We start from the raw sequence: 16,757 nt of genomic DNA on the forward strand, positions 1-16,757 counted from the left end.
TGAACTCGGCAAGGTTGTGGCAGGCTGCACCCGGGCAGGCCACACTCGACTAGCGGAAGCAGCGACGCACGTGACGTCGGCAGGCACCACCCGGGAGGTCCCCATGCCCGAACTGCGTGTCGTGGCCGTCTCCAATGACGGCACACGACTGGTGCTCAAAGCTGCGGACAGCACGGAGTACACCCTTCCGATCGATGAGCGGCTGCGGGCAGCCGTGCGCAACGACCGCGCGCGCCTGAACCAGATCGAGATCGAGGTGGAGAGCCACCTCCGCCCCCGCGACATCCAAGCCCGGATACGAGCCGGTGCCTCCGCGGAGGAGGTCGCTCAACTCGCGGGCATCCCCGTCGACCGGGTACGCCGCTTCGAGGGCCCCGTGCTCGCGGAGCGCGCGTTCATGGCCGAGCGGGCCCGGAAGACCTCCGTGCGACGTCCCGGCGAGAACACCAACACCGGACCCCAGCTCGGCGAGGCCGTGCAAGAGCGGCTGACGCTGCGCGGGGCCGACAAGGAATCCGTCCAGTGGGACTCCTGGCGCCGTGACGACGGCACGTGGGAGGTCCTGCTGGTCTACCGGGTGGCGGCCGAACCGCACTCCGCGAGCTGGACCTACGATCCTCCGCGCCGCCTGGTCGTGGCCGTGGACGACGAGGCCCGCTCCCTGATCGGCGAGTCGGACGACCTGCCCGCGACGCCGGAGCCGAGCTTCCCGTTCGTGCCGAGGATCGCGCGGCTGCCGCGGGACCGGCCGCTGGACCGTGCCCTCGACCGGCAGTTGGAGCGGCCCGCGCCGCCTCCTCCGCCGGAGCCGGAGGAGGAGCGGGATTCGCTGACCAGCCTGCTGGAGGCGGTGCCGAGCTTCCGGGGCGACCTGGTCGTGCCGGAGCGGCCTTCGGCCGAGCCGGTGGAGCCGGACGAGCCGGTGGTGGAGCCGCCCGCGGCGACCGCCGCTTCGGCGGGGGCCGCGTACGCGGATGTCCTGATGCCGCGGACGGTGGCGGGGCACCGGGAGCGGCTGACGGGCACGACGGACCGTCAGGCGGAAGCCGACGGCGTCCGCCCCGGCCGCCGCGCCGCCGTCCCGAGCTGGGACGAAATCGTCTTCGGCACCCGCCGCAAGAAGCAGGAGTAGCTCCCCCGCCCGGGTGCCCCTGCCTCGGGGCGGGCTGAGGGCCCCGCTACGCACCCGTGGCGGGCCCTCAACCCCGAGGCAGGCGGAGGTGCCATCGCACCCCCGGCGGGGCGCGCAAGCTCCGGGCAGGCCGAGGCATTCCCGCGTCCAACCCGCCGCGCGCCTCCGGCGGGCCCTCAAACGCCGGGCAGGCTGAGGTGGCATCACGCACCCCTGGCGGGGGCCTCCATCGCCGGGCGCGCTGAGGTGTCGGCACGCCCCCGGCGGGGCGCGCAAGCTCCGGGCGGGCCGAGGCATTCCCGCGTCCAACCCGCCACGCGCCTCCGGCGGGCCCTCAAACGCCGGGCAGGCTGGGGTTGCCACCCGTGAAGGCGCCGCCACCCCAAGCCCCGCCGGCGATTGAGGCGCCGCCGGAGGCACCGCAAGCCGCGCCCACCCACCTCGGCAGCGACTGAGGCACAGCCGGAAGCGGACCGAGCCGCGCCACACCCAGCCCCGCCGGCGATTGAGGCGGCGCCGGAGGCAGGGCGGGCCGGGGTGGCCGGGGGTGGCCGGGGCGCGCCATGGCCAGTGCGGCCGGAGGTGGTGCGGACCGGGTTATTGGGGGGCGGGGCCCGTGGCTACCGGGCGGGTGGGGTCCGCGGACCACTCCGACCAGCTGCCGGCGTACAGGGCGGCCGGAACCCCGGCGATCTCCAGCGCCAGCACCTCGTGCGCCCCGGAAACCCCCGACCCGCAGTACACGCCCACCGCACCCCCCACCTCGGCCCCCAGCCCCGCGAAGCGCCCCCGCAGCACCTCCGCCGCCAGGAACCGCCCGTCCGCCCCGACGTTCTCCGAGGTCGGCGCGGACACCGCCCCGGGGATGTGCCCCCCGACCCGGTCGATCGGCTCCACGTCACCCCGGTACCGCTCCCCCGCCCGCGCGTCCAGGAGCACCCCGGCCCGCGCCAGCGCGGCCGCGCCGTCCGCGTCCAGCAGCCCCGGCCCGCCCTCCGCACCCGGGTTTGGCTTGAAATCACCCTCCACCGGCACCGACGGCTCGGCCGTCACCGCACCCCCGGCCGCCGTCCACGCGTCCAGGCCCCCGTCCAGAACCCGGACCTCCCCGTGACCCGTCCAGCGCAACAGCCACCACGCGCGGGCGGCCGCCCAGCCCTGGCCGCCGTCGTACACGACCACGGGCGTCCCGGCCGAGACCCCGGCCCGCCGCATGACCGCCCCGAAGGCCTCCGGGTCCGGCAGCGGGTGCCGGCCACCCGACCCCGCGGGACCTGCGAGTTCTTGATCGAGGTCGACGTACACCGCACCGGCCAGGTGCCCGGCCTCGTACGCGGCACGCAGGTCGGGACCGCCGAGCTGCCAGCGGACGTCCAGGAGTACCGGCGGCCGGTTTCCCGCCAGCTCGGCCATCAGTTCGGACACGGTGAGGATCGGGGACTTCGCGGGCTTCACAGTCATGCGGCCCATCTTCCTCCCCACCCGGTCGGCCCAGGTAACACGCCCGACATCGGCGGGCCGTAGTGATTCGGTCATCTCTGTCGCGGTACCCGGAAAAGCGGCCCGGTCGGGGCGCGCGAGGGCCCGCGGGGTGGAAACATCAGCCCCGACACGGGGCGCGGAACGACGGAGGAGACACCTGACATGACCGAGGCAGCGGGAGCAACGCGGCGCACTCCCGGCACACCGTGCTGGGTGAGCCTGATGGTGCACAGCCTCGGAAGCACCGAGGACTTCTACACCGATCTGTTCGGCTGGGAGTACGCCCCGGGCCCCGCGCAGCTCGGCCCGTACGTCCGGGCCCTGCTGGACGGCCACGAGGTGGCGGGCATGGGCGAGATGCCGCCGGACCGTCAGCTCCCGGTGGCCTGGACGACGTACCTCGCCACCGACGACGCCGACGCGACGGCGGAGGCCATCCGCGCCTGCGGCGGCACCGTCGCCGTCGGTCCGCTCGACGCGGGCGCCGCCGGCCGGGTCGCGATCTGCTCGGACCCGGCGGGCGCGATCTTCGGCATCTGGCAGGCCGAGGGCCACATGGGCACCCGGACGTCCGGAGGCACCGGCACCCCGGTGTGGAACGAGCTGATCACCCAGGACACCCTGACCGTCGGCAAGTTCTACGAGACGGTCTTCGGCCACGACTGCGAGACCGCGGACGCACCCGACCTCGACCACCTGACCCTGCACCTGGAAGGGCGCCCGGTCGCCTCGGTGCACGGCGTCGGCCGCGCGCTGCCGCGCGAGCGCGGCGCGCACTGGATGACCTTCTTCGAGGTCGCCGACCCCGACGCGGCCGTGCGGCGGGTCGTGGAGCTCGGCGGCCGGGTGATCGACGCGCCGTACGACGGCCCGCTCGGCCGGCTCGCGCTGGTCGCCGACCCGGAGGGCGCGGTGTTCACCCTCGTCCGGCAGAACCCGCCCGCGAGCTGACACCGGGTTCCGCCCGCCCCAGGGCCCCGCGCAGGGTGATCCCGTACCGCACCCGCAGGCGTCGCACCTCCCAGCCGGACAGGGCGGTCACCGACAGCGGCGGTCCGAGCAGGAAGAGGATCCGGACCGGGAGCGGGGCGTCGACGGGCGCGTTCTCGAAGACCTGTACGGCGGCCAGCGCCCACACCAGCACGGGCGATATCAGGGGCGGCAGCACCTCGTGGACGTCGGCGGTGCGGAAGGCGTGGTGCACGCAGAGCGCCGCCGACGCGAGGGTGAAGGGGAGGGAGAAGAGCCCCAGGATCCCGATCACCGGGGTGAGCAGCATGCCCATCGCGCCGGCCCCGAACACCGTGGTCGCCAGGCCCTGTTGGAGCACCGCGCCCCAGAACACGGCGGCGGTGGCGAGGAGCGCGCCCAGCGAGATCAGCGGTCCGCGCAGCCTGCGCCGGTAGAAGGCGGGGCCGGGCGGCCGGGCGCAGTACACGAAGGCGCCGATCATGAGCGGGGCGAGTACCAGCAACAGGCCCGCGCTGACGATCAGTTCGGCCAGCCGGTCCTCCAGCAGGCCCTGAGCCGACTCCCGGACCGGGTAGGAGTAGAGCAGCCAGAACGTGGCGAACAGCCCGATGAGCGAGCGGGCGATCTGGGCCCGTTCGATGGCGTGGTCCACGAGCCGGTCGGGCCGGGTCGGCCGGTGCAGGCGCCCCGCGAGGTGGACCGGCAGCAGCAGGAAGCCGACGCAGCCCCGCCGCCGCCCGCCGCCGGGCCCGTTCCCATTCCCCCGCCCGTATCCGTTCCCGGGCCCGTACCCGTTCCTCTGGCCGCCTCTGCCGCCGTTCCCGCCCGTGTACGCGCTCACGCGTCGCCCCGCCCCCCATGCCGTGATGATCACCGCATGATAGGGCGCCCCACGGACGGTCCCGGGCGCCGACTCTTCTGATCGCACGGCCATGTGACGCAGCGACAGCTCGATACACGGTGTATTAAATACATGCTGTATCGTTCCCGCGTGGCTCCATCCAAGACTGTTTCCGCCGATTCCGACCGGCCGCCCCGCCGGCGCGTCCACACCCGTGCGCGGCTGCTCGACGCCGCCGGTCGGGTGCTGGTCGAGCGCGGGTACGCGAAGACCACCATCGAGGACGTGTGCGCGGCGGCCGGGTACACCCGGGGCGCCTTCTACTCCAGTTTCGAGAGCAAGCAGGACCTGGTCCTCGCGCTGTTCGACCGCCACTCCGCCCACAGGCTGGACCAGTTGGAGAGCCTGCTGCACGAGCCGGCCCCGGGCTCGGCCCGCCGGATCGGGGAGCTGCTCCTGGCGGTGGACCCGGACGAGCGGGGCTGGATCCTGCTCTTCCTGGAGTTCCGGCTCGACGCGGCCCGCAGCCCGGAGCTCAGCGCGCGGCTCCACGAGCACGACAAGGCCGTCACCGGGGCCCTCGCGCTGCTGCTCGAGCACCACGGCACGAAGGACGGCGCGCAGAGCCTCGCCACCTTCCTGCTCGCCTCCCGCGAGGGCATCCTCGCCCGGACCGCCACGGGTGGACCCGGCAGCGACGAAGTGCTGGGCGCCGCCGTCGACGTACTCACCGATCTCCTGCCCGCCCTGCTGCCCTCGCTGAACCCGGCCCCCTGAGGACCTGGGCACCCGAACGCCCGAACGCCCGAACGAACCCGGCCCACCCCGGCCGCCCGGTCAACCGAAAGACGTCATGCACGCAACCCCCCAGTCGGACCCGCGGCGCTGGAAAGCGCTGTTATTCATAGGCATGGCCCAGTTGATGGTCGTGCTCGACACGACCATCGTGAACATCGCCCTGCCCTCCGCCCAGCACGACCTCGGCATCTCCGACGGCAACCGGCAATGGGTGATCACCGCCTACTCGCTGGCCTTCGGCAGCCTGCTGCTCTTCGGCGGCCGCATCTCCGACCTCACCGGCCGCAGACGCGCGTTCATCATCGGCCTGCTCGGCTTCGCGGGCGCGTCCGCGCTCGGCGGCCTCGCGGTCAACCCGGCGATGCTGCTCGGCGCCCGCGCCCTGCAGGGCGTGTTCGGCGCGCTGCTCGCCCCCGCCGCGCTCTCGCTGCTCGCGGTCACCTTCACCGAACCCCGGGAGCGGGCCAAGGCGTTCGGGATCTACGGCGCGATCTCCGGAGCCGGTGGCGCCGTCGGCCTGATCCTGGGCGGCGCGCTGACCGAGTACCTGAACTGGCGCTGGGCCCTGTTCGTGAACATTCCGTTCGCCGTCGCGGCCGCGTGCGGCGCCGTCGCCGTGGTGCGCGAGCCGGTGGGTGCCCGCAAGAGCGGCCGTCTGGACCTCCCCGGTCTCGTGCTCGCCACCCTCGGCCTGCTGTCGCTCGTGTACGGGTTCACCCGCGCGGAGGCCGACGGCTGGACCGCCCCCGCCACCGTCGCGCTGTTCGTCGCCTCGGCGGTCCTGCTCGGCGCGTTCGTGCTGGTCGAGAGCAGGGTCGCGGCCCCGCTGCTGCCGCTGCGGGTGGTGACCGAACGCAACCGGGGCGGGATCTACCTCTCCCTGGGACTGGCCGTCATCGGCATGTTCGGGCTCTTCCTGTTCCTGACCTACTACCTCCAGATCGTGAAGGGGTACACGCCGGTCCTCACCGGATTCGCCTTCCTGCCCATGATCATCGGCATGGTGATCGGGTCGACCCAGATCGGCAGCCGGCTGATGACCCGGCTGCCACCGCGGCTCCTGATGGGTCCTGGCTTCCTCACCTCGGCGCTCGGCATCGCGCTGCTCACGCAGATCACGGTCGACAGTTCCTACGCCGGTGTGATCCTGCCCGCGCAGGTGCTCCTCGGCCTGGGCATGGGCACGGCGTTCATGCCCGCGATGAGCCTGGCCACCCGCAGCGTGCGGCCGCAGGACGCCGGTGTGGCCTCGGCCATGGTCAGCACCTCCCAGCAGGTCGGCGGCTCCATCGGCACCGCCCTGCTGAACACCATCGCGGCCGGTGCCACCACCGACTGGCTGGCCGAGCACGCCCGTACGGCCGCGGACCGGGCCCGGCTCGCCAACGAGGCGGCCGTGCACGGCTACGCCACCGCGATCTGGTGGGCGGTCGGCATCCTCGTCATGGCCGCGGCCGTCGCCTTCACCCTCATCAACGCGGGGCGGCAGAACGGCGGTACGGGGACCGAGGGCGCGGGGTCCGCTGCCGGGTCCGATGTCGGGGCCGATGTCGGGGCCGGAGCCGGGACGACCGACGCCGTCCCGGTGGCGGCGCCCCACTGACCCACACGCGTGCGGAGCCGCCGGATGGTCCCCGGCGGCTCCGCACACACCACACCCCTCGTCCCCCTACTGGTTCGTGAGGACCGCCTTCATCACGGAACCGTCCGCGACGGCCGCGAGCGCGGGCCCGTGGTCGTGCAGCGGGTAGGACGACACCAGGCTCGCGAGGTCGAAGCGGGCCGTGAGGGCGGGCAGCAGCCGCACGTACTCGACGAGGTGCGCGCCGGTGAACGCCCAGGAGCCGACGACATCGAGCTGCCGGTACACGATCTGGTGCGGGTTGAGCAGGGTGTCGCCCGCGTCCGTGTACTGGCCGATGACCAGGTACGAGCCGCCGCGGCGGGCCATGGTCAGGCCCTGGGCGACGGCCGCGGGCACGCCCGCGCATTCGATGACGAGGTCGGCCCCGGCTCCCCCGGTCTCCGCGAGGACCCGCTCCAGGACCGTCTCGGCGCCGCCGGGCGCGGTGATGTCGAGGTGTACGTCGCCGATCCCGGCGGCGGCCGCGAGGGCCAGCCGGCTCTCGGGACCGCCCACGAGGATGACCTTGGCGGCGCCGGACAGCTGGGCGAACGCGGCGGCCGCGAGGCCCACCGGGCCGCTGCCCTGGACCACGACCGTCTCGCCGAGGCGCACCGGCCGCCGCTCGTGGAGGGCGTGCACGACGGTCGGCCCCGCACAGGCCAGGGACATGGCGGCGAGCGGGTCGATGCCGTCGTCCAGCTTCACGACGGTGGTACCGGCCTGCAGCACGATGAACTCGGCCCAGGCGCCCGAGAGTTCGGGGCCGCCCGTGGTCGAGCGGTTGACTCCGTAGGTGCGCCGGTTCTCGCACAGGGTCGGCTCGCGGTGCAGCCGGCACGGCACGCAGGAGCCGCAGGCGATCGAGGAGGCCCACATCACGGTGTCGCCGGCGCGCAGCGCGGCGCCGGTCGCATCGTGCGCGGGGGCGTCCGGGCCGAGCTCGTGGACGGTGCCGAGGCCCTCGTGGCCGAGGACCAGCGGGGTGGGGATCGTCAGGTGGCCCTGCTGGAGGTGGAGGTCGGTGCCGCATATGCCGCCGTGGCGGCAGGCGACGAGCATGCCCCCGGCCGGAGCGGCCGGGACCTCGTACTCCCGCAGCTCGAGCGGCTTGCCGAACTCCTCCAGGACCACAGCCTTCGCGCGCGTCATGCCGAGACTCCTTCGAGGGCGTCGAGGAAGGGGGCGTCGAGGACGCGCAGGGACTCGGTGTCCCGGCACACGACGTAGTCGGGGCGCGGTTCACCGGGCCAGCTCGGCAGGTTGGTGGTGTCGTTGTAGGTGGTGATGAGCAGGCGGCGCGGGAAGGGCGACATGTTGGGCGCCGAGCCGTGCACGATCTCGGGCGAGAAGAAGACGAGGGAGCCGGCCGGGCCCTTGGGGCTGACCATGCCGCGCTCGGCGACCAGCGTGGAGAGCTGGTCGGGGGTCAGCGCGATGTCGTCCGGGTCCAGGTGCTGGGCGGACTTGGCTTCGGCCGTGCGGCTGTCGCGCACCAGGCCGGAGCGGTGCGATCCGGGCAGGAAGATCACGGGGCCGTTGAACTCGTCGACGGCGTCGAGGAAGACGCCGACGTTGACCTGGAGCGGGGCGGGCAGCTGGTCGGCGATGCGCCAGGCGACGTAGTCCTGGTGCCAGGACCACTTCTCGCCGCCGAAGGCCGGCTTGGCGTTGATCTTGAACTGGTAGACGTACACGTCGTCCGTGAGCAGCTGGCGCACCGGTCCGAGCACGCGGGGGTCCCGGATCAGGCCGGCGTACTCGGGCTGGCGGTGGTGCGAGGCGTACACCGCGCGCACCTCGTCCCCGGACTCCTCCCTGATCACCTGCGGACCGCGGACCTCGCAGTCACGCTGGAAGGCGGCCCGCAGGCGGTCCATCTCCCGCTCGTCCAGCGCGGATTCCACGAGGAGGAATCCGTCCTCGTGGTACCGGGCGATTTGGTCTTCACTGAGTCGCATGATGTTCCTTCGTGTGACGGTGGGCGGCGGTGCGGTGGGGCGGGCCGGAGGCTCAGCCCATGAAGTTGCCGCCGTCGATGATCAGTTGCTGCCCCGTGACGTAGCGGCCCGCGCGGCCGACGAGGAACTCCAGCGCGTCGGCGATGTCCTCGACGGTGCCCAGGGAGCGCAGCGGGATCTGTCCGAGCACGTCGGCCCGCCGGGCGGGGTCCTCCAGGCCGTAGCGTTCGACCACTTCCGGAGTGTCGGTGAACCCGGGGATGAGCGAGTTGACCCGGATCGCGGGGGCGAGCTCCAGCGCCAGGCACCGGGTGAAGTGCAGCAGACCGGCCTTGCTGGCGCAGTAGTTGACCCCGTTGGCCCGCGGCCGGATGCCGGTGGTCGCGCCGACGTTGACGATGGTGCCGCGGCCCGCGGCCACCATCGCCGGGGCCAGGGCCCGGGTCAGGTGGAACGGTCCGGACAGGTTGGTCGCCAGGACCTGGTCCCAGTCCTCGTCGGTGAGTTCCAGGAAGGGCCGGTCCCGGTTGATACCGGCGTTGTTCACCAGCACCTCGGGCGCGCCGTGCTCGGCGAGCAGCCGCTCGGACACGGCCCGCACCTGGTCGGGGCGGGTCATGTCGACCTGGTGGGTCTCGATCCGGCCCCCGCCGAGCGCGGCCGCTTCCTTCGCGGCCGGGTGGTCGCCGCGGTAGAGGGCGGCCACCCGGTGGCCGAGGTGGGCCAGCCGCAGGCTGAGGGCGAGGCCGATGCCCCGGGTGCCGCCGCTGACCACGGCCAGGGGCCCGGTCGTCACGGATCCGGTCGTCGCGGATCCCGTCGTCACGGATCCGGTCATCACATCGGCCGATCGCCGGCGATGGCGGTCCGGTCCGCGACACGGCGCTCCGGGTGGTAGTCCGAGGTCGCGTAGTGCTGCACGGCCCGGTTGTCCCAGAAGGCGACGGACTTCTCCTCCCACCGGAAGCGCACCTGGTATTCGGGGTACTCCAGCTGGCGGAAGAGGTAGGCGAGCAGTTCCTCGCTCTCGTCGGCCGGCAGGCCCACGATGTGCGTGGTGAAGATCGACGTCAGGAACAGCGTCTTGCGCCCGGTCTTCGGGTGGGTGCGCACCAGCGGGTGCTCCATCGGCGGGTAGAGCGCCTGGAAGTGCGCCCGCTGCGCGTCGGTCATCAGCTCGCGGTAGTTCGCCGACGGGGTGAAGTCGTTGACCGTCCTCAGCCCGTCGATGCGCGCCTTCACCTCGTCGGGGAGGTTGTCGTACGCGGCGGCCGCGTCCGTGAACAGCGTGTCGCCGCCGCCCCCTCGGGGCAGCTCCACCATGCGCAGGACGGCGCCCAGCGGGGGCCGCTCGATCCACGGGAAGTCGAAGTGCCAGACGTTCTCGAAGCCGGGGTTCTGCCGGCCCTTCTCCAGCCGTACGACGTCCTCGCCGGTGCCCGGGGCCAGGAACGGGTGCCCGTCGATCGCGCCCCACCGGGAGGCGAAGGCCCGCTGCTGCTCGGCGGTGATGTCCTGGTCGCGGAAGAACAGCACCTTCCATTCGAGCAGGGCGCGGTCGAGCTCGGCGAACACCTCGTCGCTCAGCGGGGTGCGCAGGTCGACGCCGTGGATCTCGGCGCCGATCAGCGGTCCCGACGGGCGGACCTCGATGTGCGCGTACGGGCCGCCCCGCTGGCCGTCCGCGAGCCTGCGCAGGATCCGGGGGCCGTGGTAGTCCGTCCGGCCCTCGATGCCACGGCGGGCCAGCGACCGTACATCGGCCGGATCGACGTCGGCGGCCGCCGAATCGGAGCGGGTGGTCGGAGTGACTGCCATGCGGGGGGACCTCCGGGTCCTCGGGGCGCCGGTGCGCCGGTGTGGGTGGGGGGTGGCGTGGGTGGGGGCGGTGGGGGCGCTTACGCGTCCGCGTCGGCGGAGCGCAGCCGCGCGGCGAGGACCGGGCCGATCTCGGCCAGGGCCGGGGGCCGCATCATGCGGTGGTGGGTGGCCGGCACGTCGTGGGACGCGACGGCGCCGCCGATGTGGCCCGACCAGGCCGCCGCCGTGCTGCGGCCGGGTTCGTACGGGTCGTCGGGGTCGGTCTCCGCGGCCTGGAAGAACAGCAGGTCGCCCCGGAACCTGCCGGGCCTGAAGCCGGCCATCAGGTCGAGGTCGTTGCGGTAGACGTCGAGGAGCGCGGCGCGGGCCCGGTCGTCCCCGAGGAGGAACGTGTCGTCGCCGGCCGACTGGAGCAGGGAGCGGTCGAACTCGTCCTCGCTGAACCGGGGCAGGCCGGCCAGCAGCCGTTCTTCCACGGGATACGAGTCCACCATCACCAGCAGGTCGACCTCCGCGCCCGCACCCTCCAGGAGGGTGGCCATGGCGTGCGCCACCAGACCGCCGAAGGACCAGCCGAGTATCCGGTAGGGACCCTCCGGGCGGACGGCCCGGATCAGGGCCACGTAGTCGGCGGCCATCTCCTCGACGGTGGCCGGCAGGCCCGGCGCCTCCCCGGGGCCGCGCGCCTGGAGCGCGTACACGGGCTGGTCGGGTCCGAGGTGCGGCAGGAGACCCGCGTACGGCCAGCCCATCCCGGCGGCGGGATGGACGCAGAACAGCGGGGGCCGGGAGCCCTCCGCGCGCAGCGCCAGCAGGGAGCGCGGCGCGGTGTCGGCCGACGGGTCGGCGATCCGCCGTGCGAGCCCGGCCGGGCTCGGGGACTCGAACAGGGCGGCCACCTCCAGGGGCACGCCGAGGGCGGCCCGGATCCGCGCGACGAGGCGGGCGGCGATGAGGGAGTGCCCGCCGAGGTCGAAGAAGTTCTCGTCGACGCCGACCGCGGGCAGCTCCAGCACCTCGGCGAAGAGCCCGCACAGGACGCGCTCCTGCTCGGTGGCGGGTTCGCGGGCCGGGGCGGCGCCGGTGAACCGCGGTTCGGGCAGCGCCCGGCGGTCCAGCTTTCCGTTCGGCGTGAGCGGAAGCTCCGCCAGCTCGACGACGGCCGAGGGCACCATGTGGGCGGGCAGCCTTCCCCGGACGAAGGCGCGGACCGCGTCCGTGTCGCAGCCCGGCGTCTCGGGCACGACGTACCCGACGAGGCGCTTGTCCCCGGGCCGGACCTCGCGGGCGACGACCTCGGCGTGGACGATGCCGGGGCAGGCGGCGAGGGCCGCCTTGATCTCGCCGGGCTCGATCCGGAAGCCGCGGATCTTGATCTGGTCGTCGGACCGGCCGTGGTACTCCAGGTCCCCGTCGGGGAGCCAGCGGACCACGTCGCCGGTGCGGTACATCCGGCTTCCGGGCGGCCCGTACGGGTCGGCGACGAACCGCACGGCGGTGAGCCCGGGGCGGTTCAGGTAGCCCCGCCCCACCCCGGCCCCGGCGAGGTACAGCTCGCCCCGAGCGCCCTCCGGCACCAGGCGCAGGCCGGTGTCCAGCACGTACGCCCTGATGTTGGGGATCGGCCGGCCGATCGGGGCGGCGGCCGGCCAGGTGTCGACGTCCGCCGCCATGGTGTGGGCCGTCACCAGGTGGGTCTCGCTCGGGCCGTAGTGGTTGTGCAGGCGGCGCCCGGCCCGGCCGCGTACGAACGCGCGCACCCGGCGGCTCGGGGTGAGCGCTTCGCCGCCCTGGGCCAGGAGCCGCAGCGACGGGATGGTCCGGCCCTGGTCGAGGGCCGCCTCGCACAGGGCCTCCAGGACGAGGTTGGGGGCGAAGAGCTCGTTCACGCGCTCCTCGTCGAGCCAGGCGGCGAGCAGCTCGGGGTTGCGCCGGACCTCGTCGGACGGCACGACCAGGGTCTTGCCGAACAGCAGCGCGGACAGGATCTCCTGGACGGACACGTCGAAGCTGAGCGCGGTGAACTGCGCGATCCGGGTACCGGCCGCCGAGGGGAAGGCCTCGTCGTGCCACGACAGGAGGTTGACCATGGCCTGCCCGGGCATCACCACGCCCTTGGGGCGGCCGGTGGTGCCCGAGGTGTAGATGACGTACACGGGATGCGCCGGGTCGAGCCGGGCCGGCCGCTGCTCGTCGTCGATCTCCGTGTCGGCCAGGACCGCCAGCTCCCGCAGGGTGTCGGGCGCGTCGAGGAGCAGCCGGGGGGCGTCCGTGTCCGGCAGCCGACCGGCGGTGTCCGCGGTGGTCAGTACGACGGCGGGTGCGGTGTCGTCCAGCATGAACGACAGCCGCTCGGCGGGGTATTCGGGATCCAGGGGGAGGTAGCAGCCGCCTGCCTTGAGGATGGCGAGGACGGCGACGGCGAGGGCGGCCGAGCGGGGCAGCGCGAGGGCGACGATCCGCTCGGGTCCGACGCCGCGCGCGATGAGGAGCCGCGCGAGCCGGTTCGAGGCGGTGTCCAGCTCCCGGTAGGTCAGCGTGGTCTCCGCCGAGACGACGGCCGGCAGGTGGGGGGTGTCGGCGGCCTGCCGGGCGAACAGCTCGGGGAGGGTGGCTTCCGGGTATTTGTGCTCGGGGCTGCCGAGCTCGGTGAGCAGCCGGACCCGCTCGCCGTCGGTGAGCAGCTCGACGGAGCCGACCGGCGCGTCCCGGTCCGTGCCGAAGGCGCGCAGGAGGCGCAGGAACCGGGCGTGGTGGGCGGCCAGCTCGTCGGCTCCGTAGCGGGCCGAGTTGGCGACGAGGTCGATGCGCAGCCCCCGGCCGTCCGCGCGGTCGAAGGCGGTGAACGACAGGTCCTCGACGAGGCCCTGCGTCAGGTGGTGGGCGGTGGCGGGCCGCCCGGCGAAGTGCACGTCGTAGTCGAAGGCCATGATGTTGACCATCGGGCCGGTCCGGTAGCGTCCCGTGTCCGGCAGCCCGAGGTCGCGCCCCAGGTGCTCGCCCCGGTGCCGCTGGTGGCGGATCATCTCCCGGAAGGCACCGGCGACTTCACGCATGAGTTCGTGCGCCGTCCGCTCGGGGCGGACCGTGACGCGCAGGGGCAGGACGTTGGAGTACATCCCCGGCATGGCGCGCGCCGCGGCGTCGGTGCGGGCGGCCATCGGCAGGCTCAGGATGACGTCCTCTTCGCCGGAGATCCGCTGGACCTGGGCGGCCGCCGCGGCGATCACGAGGACGGACCAGTGGGTGCGGGCCGCGCGGGCGGCGGCCTTGAGCCCCTCGGTCTCCGCGGCCGAGAGGCTGCCGGTGTGGCTGATCTGCCCCTGGGCGGCGGGGCCGCCGGCCCGTCCGGAGGCGAGGGTGGCGACGTCCGGGGCGTCCGCGAACCGGGCCGTCCAGTACGCCCGGTCCGCCGCGCCCCGCTCGGAGGCCTGGTAGTCCGCGTCGTCCGCCAGCATCTCCCGGATGTCCCCGAACGGGCAGGCCGGTACGGGGAGTCCCGCGGTCAAGGCGGTGTAGATCTCGGACACGCGCTGGGCGATGAGCGCGCCGGTGTGCCCGTCCGCGACGGCGTGGTGGGCGCTGAGGTACCAGAAGCTGTGGTCCGGTCCGAGGGTGAACAGGGCGTAGGAGAAGAGCGGCCCTCGGGAGAGGTCCATCCGGCGGGCCAGGTCGGCCCGCATCCAGGCCCGCGCGGCGGCCCCGGGGTCCGGTTCGCCGCTGACGTCGAGGACCGGGAACTCCCAGTCGTCGAAGGAGATCACGCGCTGCCGGGGTTCGCCGTCCTCTTCGACGAACCGGGCGTGCATCGGGACGGCCTCCGCGACGGCCTGGCGCACCGCCGTCTCGAAGACCCGCCGGTCGATGGGCCCGTGGAATTCCAGGTACTCACCGATGCGCTGCTGCGGAGCCGCCGGATCGATCTGTTCGGCCAGCCACATCTCGCGCTGGGCCGTTGACACGGGAAGGTGCATGCCGCCGGATCCGGACCCTGACACTTCTCCATCACTCCTCATGTTGCGCGCCCGTCGGCGGCTTCTCGCCGAATGCGAGGGCGGAATACGGAGGGTGTACGGAAACACCGGGGAGCGGAAATCGCGTCGTCGCGATCCCTCCCCGCAAGCACAGCTCCAACTGCCCCCACCTGCGAGAAGAAGGCTAAACCCGCGCGCTAAAATCTTGCATACACACCTCTTGCATTGCGCGCCGCTAAAGCGCCGATTAACCCCGGCGGGATCTCATTCTCCAGGATGAGGAGAATCGCCGTGCCTGGCTTTAGATTCGCGCTCTATGAACATTCCAGTGCCCCCGCGTCCGGGTTCGGCCACGAGCCGTCGCCCCGCGTCGCGCACTCTCCGTGACCGGGCGACCCCCGCATCCCGGCCGCGCGTTCCCACCCTCGCCGCGTACGCCTGTCTGCTGATCGGGCTGATCGACCTCGCGGCCGCCGTCTTCCCCGGCTTCCGCCACAACCGGGTGCGCCTGCTGGCCGGTCACCTGCCCGGCGGCACCACCACGGTGGCCGCGGTCGGCTCGCTGATGGTGGGCGTGCTGCTCGTGCTGCTGGCGCATGCGCTGCGCCGCCGCAAGCGGCGGGCCTGGCGGGCGGTCGTGGTGCTGCTGCCGGTGGGCGGGCTGCTGCACCTGCTGCGGTGGCACACCACGGCGGCGGGCCTGGTGTCGTTCGCGCTGCTCCTGGTGATGCTGCTGTACCGGCGGGAGTTCTACGCGCTGTCCGACCCGCGCACCCGCTGGCGGGCGCTGCTGAACTTCCTGGTGGTGGGCGGCGCCTCCCTCGTACTGGGGCTGCTGATCACCACCGTGCACCCGCGTTACGAGGCCGGCTCGCCCTCCCTGGCGGAGCGGCTGCGGCACACCGCGTACGGGCTCGTCGGGCTCGAGGGGCCGGTGCGCTACACCTCGGACCGGGTGGGGGACCTGGTCGGCTACTCGCTCGGCGCGCTCGGCCTGATCACTCTGCTGACCACGTCCTACCTGTTCCTGCGGCCCGAGAAGCCGGTGGCGGAGCTCTCCGCCGAGGACGAGACGCGGGTCCGTCAGCTGCTGGATCGGCACGGGGCGCGCGACTCGCTGGGGTACTTCGCGCTGCGGCGCGACAAGAGCGTGCTGTTCTCGCCGACGGGCAAGGCGGCCATCGCCTACCGCGTCGAGTCCGGTGTGATGCTGGCCTCCGGCGACCCCATCGGCGATGTCGAGGCCTGGCCCGGGGCGGTCAAGGCGTTCATGGAGGAGGCCGGGCGGCACGCCTGGGTGCCCGCCGTGATCGGGTGCGGCGAGACCGGCGGCGAGGTGTGGACGCGCGAGGCGGGGATGGACGCCCTGGAGCTCGGTGACGAGGCGGTCGTGCACACGGCCGACTTCTCGATGAGCGGGCGGGCCATGCGCAATGTGCGGCAGATGGTCAAACGTGTCGAACGAGGCGGCTATTTCTGTCAGGTCCGCCGGGTCTGCGATCTCGACGAAGCGGAGCGGGCGCGGATCGCGGACGCCGCGGCCCGCTGGCGCGGTACCGACATCGAGCGGGGTTTCTCCACCGCCCTCGGCCGCTTCGGCGACCCGCGGGACACCGGCTGTGTGGTGGTGACCGCGCACAGGTCCCCGGCCGGTGACGAGGGCGGGACCGGCGGGGCGGCGGATGCCGACGACCTCGCGGCCGTGCTGCACTTCGTGCCGTGGGGGCCCGAGGGGATCTCGCTGGAGCTGATGCGCCGGGACCGCGCCGCCGATCCCGGCCTCAACGAGCTGCTGATCGTCGCCGTCCTGCAGGCGGCGCCCGGGCTCGGCATACGCCGGGTCTCGCTCAACTTCGCGATGTTCCGCTCGGCTCTGGCGCGGGGCGAACGCCTGGGCGCGGGCCCGGTGTTGCGGGCCTGGCGGGGGCTGCTCGTCCTGCTCTCGCGCTGGTTCCAGATCGAGTCGCTGTACAAGTTCAACGCGAAGTTCCAGCCCGAGTGGGTGCCGCGGTACGTGCTGTTCCCGCACACCCGCGATCTGCCCCGGATCGGGCTCGCGGCGTTGCAGGCGGAGGCCTTCGTCACCCTCGGGCTGCCGAAGTGGGGGCGAGCGCGGGCGGGCGGGCGCGGCGGGCGGGCGTGATGCCTCCGG

12 protein-coding genes are annotated in these 16,757 nt (G+C 73.5%); 5 read left to right on the forward strand and 7 right to left on the reverse strand.

Translation table 11 applies throughout. The features are described from left to right. Positions 1 to 103 precede the first annotated feature (103 nt). Positions 104 to 1,132: a septation protein SepH gene (gene sepH / locus ABT084_RS17900; protein ID WP_351044410.1), complete on the forward strand. Its 1,029-nt coding sequence runs from the start codon at positions 104 to 106 to the stop codon at positions 1,130 to 1,132. A 597-nt stretch (positions 1,133 to 1,729) separates the two neighbouring features. On the opposite strand, the gene ABT084_RS17905 is transcribed toward sepH, so the two are convergent. Further along, positions 1,730 to 2,593 carry a sulfurtransferase gene (locus tag ABT084_RS17905; protein ID WP_351044413.1) on the reverse strand — a complete coding sequence of 288 codons (864 nt, stop codon included), beginning with the start codon at positions 2,591 to 2,593 and terminating at the stop codon, positions 1,730 to 1,732. Between the two features lie 183 nt (positions 2,594 to 2,776). On the opposite strand from ABT084_RS17905, the gene ABT084_RS17910 reads away from it, so the two are divergent. Further along, the gene (locus tag ABT084_RS17910) at positions 2,777 to 3,565 is read left to right on the forward strand and encodes a VOC family protein (RefSeq protein ID WP_351044416.1); all 789 of its coding nucleotides are present in this window, start codon (positions 2,777 to 2,779) and stop codon (positions 3,563 to 3,565) included. On the opposite strand, the gene ABT084_RS17915 is transcribed toward ABT084_RS17910, so the two are convergent. Next, complete coding sequence (locus ABT084_RS17915) at positions 3,531 to 4,427, reverse strand: hypothetical protein (RefSeq protein ID WP_351044419.1); 897 nt, start codon at positions 4,425 to 4,427, stop codon at positions 3,531 to 3,533. The genes ABT084_RS17910 and ABT084_RS17915 overlap by 35 nt on opposite strands. 150 nt (positions 4,428 to 4,577) lie before the next feature. On the opposite strand from ABT084_RS17915, the gene ABT084_RS17920 reads away from it, so the two are divergent. Both ABT084_RS17920 and ABT084_RS17925 read left to right on the forward strand, forming a co-directional pair. Then, a complete protein-coding gene (locus ABT084_RS17920; protein ID WP_351044421.1) occupies positions 4,578 to 5,204 on the forward strand; it encodes a TetR/AcrR family transcriptional regulator in 627 nt (208 codons plus the stop codon). 76 nt (positions 5,205 to 5,280) lie between these two features. After that, positions 5,281 to 6,828: an MFS transporter gene (locus ABT084_RS17925; RefSeq protein ID WP_351044423.1), complete on the forward strand. Its 1,548-nt coding sequence runs from the start codon at positions 5,281 to 5,283 to the stop codon at positions 6,826 to 6,828. 66 nt (positions 6,829 to 6,894) lie between these two features. On the opposite strand, the gene ABT084_RS17930 is transcribed toward ABT084_RS17925, so the two are convergent. The 5 genes from ABT084_RS17930 to ABT084_RS17950 all read right to left on the reverse strand — a co-directional run bounded on the left by ABT084_RS17930 (position 6,895) and on the right by ABT084_RS17950 (position 14,593). After that, the gene (locus ABT084_RS17930; RefSeq protein ID WP_351044425.1) at positions 6,895 to 8,001 is read right to left on the reverse strand and encodes a zinc-binding dehydrogenase; all 1,107 of its coding nucleotides are present in this window, start codon (positions 7,999 to 8,001) and stop codon (positions 6,895 to 6,897) included. Continuing rightward, entirely contained in the window at positions 7,998 to 8,810 is an 813-nt protein-coding gene (locus ABT084_RS17935) for a phytanoyl-CoA dioxygenase family protein (protein ID WP_351044427.1), read from the reverse strand. The genes ABT084_RS17930 and ABT084_RS17935 overlap by 4 nt, the downstream gene beginning before the upstream one ends. A 52-nt stretch (positions 8,811 to 8,862) precedes the next feature. Further along, positions 8,863 to 9,606: an SDR family NAD(P)-dependent oxidoreductase gene (locus tag ABT084_RS17940; RefSeq protein WP_351044429.1), complete on the reverse strand. Its 744-nt coding sequence runs from the start codon at positions 9,604 to 9,606 to the stop codon at positions 8,863 to 8,865. 41 nt (positions 9,607 to 9,647) lie between these two features. Continuing rightward, positions 9,648 to 10,628, reverse strand: coding sequence for a TauD/TfdA dioxygenase family protein (locus ABT084_RS17945; protein WP_351044431.1), 981 nt, complete (start codon positions 10,626 to 10,628; stop codon positions 9,648 to 9,650). Between the two features lie 80 nt (positions 10,629 to 10,708). Then, entirely contained in the window at positions 10,709 to 14,593 is a 3,885-nt protein-coding gene (locus ABT084_RS17950) for a non-ribosomal peptide synthetase (RefSeq protein WP_351044434.1), read from the reverse strand. A gap of 328 nt (positions 14,594 to 14,921) precedes the next feature. Between ABT084_RS17950 and ABT084_RS17955 the strand changes: the two genes are divergently transcribed. Then, entirely contained in the window at positions 14,922 to 16,748 is a 1,827-nt protein-coding gene (locus ABT084_RS17955; protein WP_351044437.1) for a phosphatidylglycerol lysyltransferase domain-containing protein, read from the forward strand. Positions 16,749 to 16,757 lie beyond the last annotated feature (9 nt).

This window comes from Streptomyces sp. NPDC002138, assembly GCF_040296485.1.
Classification (GTDB): Bacteria; Actinomycetota; Actinomycetes; order Streptomycetales; family Streptomycetaceae; genus Streptomyces.

Excerpts from the sequence above, each read along its gene's own strand:
- ABT084_RS17910 (WP_351044416.1), top strand. The coding sequence starts at position 2,777 with ATGACCGAGGCAGCGGGAGCAACGCGGCGCACTCCCGGCACACCGTGC.
- ABT084_RS17925 (WP_351044423.1), top strand. The coding sequence starts at position 5,281 with ATGCACGCAACCCCCCAGTCGGACCCGCGGCGCTGGAAAGCGCTGTTA.
- ABT084_RS17945 (WP_351044431.1), bottom strand. The coding sequence starts at position 10,628 with ATGGCAGTCACTCCGACCACCCGCTCCGATTCGGCGGCCGCCGACGTC.
- sepH (WP_351044410.1), top strand. The coding sequence starts at position 104 with ATGCCCGAACTGCGTGTCGTGGCCGTCTCCAATGACGGCACACGACTG.
- ABT084_RS17935 (WP_351044427.1), bottom strand. The coding sequence starts at position 8,810 with ATGCGACTCAGTGAAGACCAAATCGCCCGGTACCACGAGGACGGATTC.
- ABT084_RS17955 (WP_351044437.1), top strand. The coding sequence starts at position 14,922 with ATGAACATTCCAGTGCCCCCGCGTCCGGGTTCGGCCACGAGCCGTCGC.
- ABT084_RS17930 (WP_351044425.1), bottom strand. The coding sequence starts at position 8,001 with ATGACGCGCGCGAAGGCTGTGGTCCTGGAGGAGTTCGGCAAGCCGCTC.
- ABT084_RS17905 (WP_351044413.1), bottom strand. The coding sequence starts at position 2,593 with ATGACTGTGAAGCCCGCGAAGTCCCCGATCCTCACCGTGTCCGAACTG.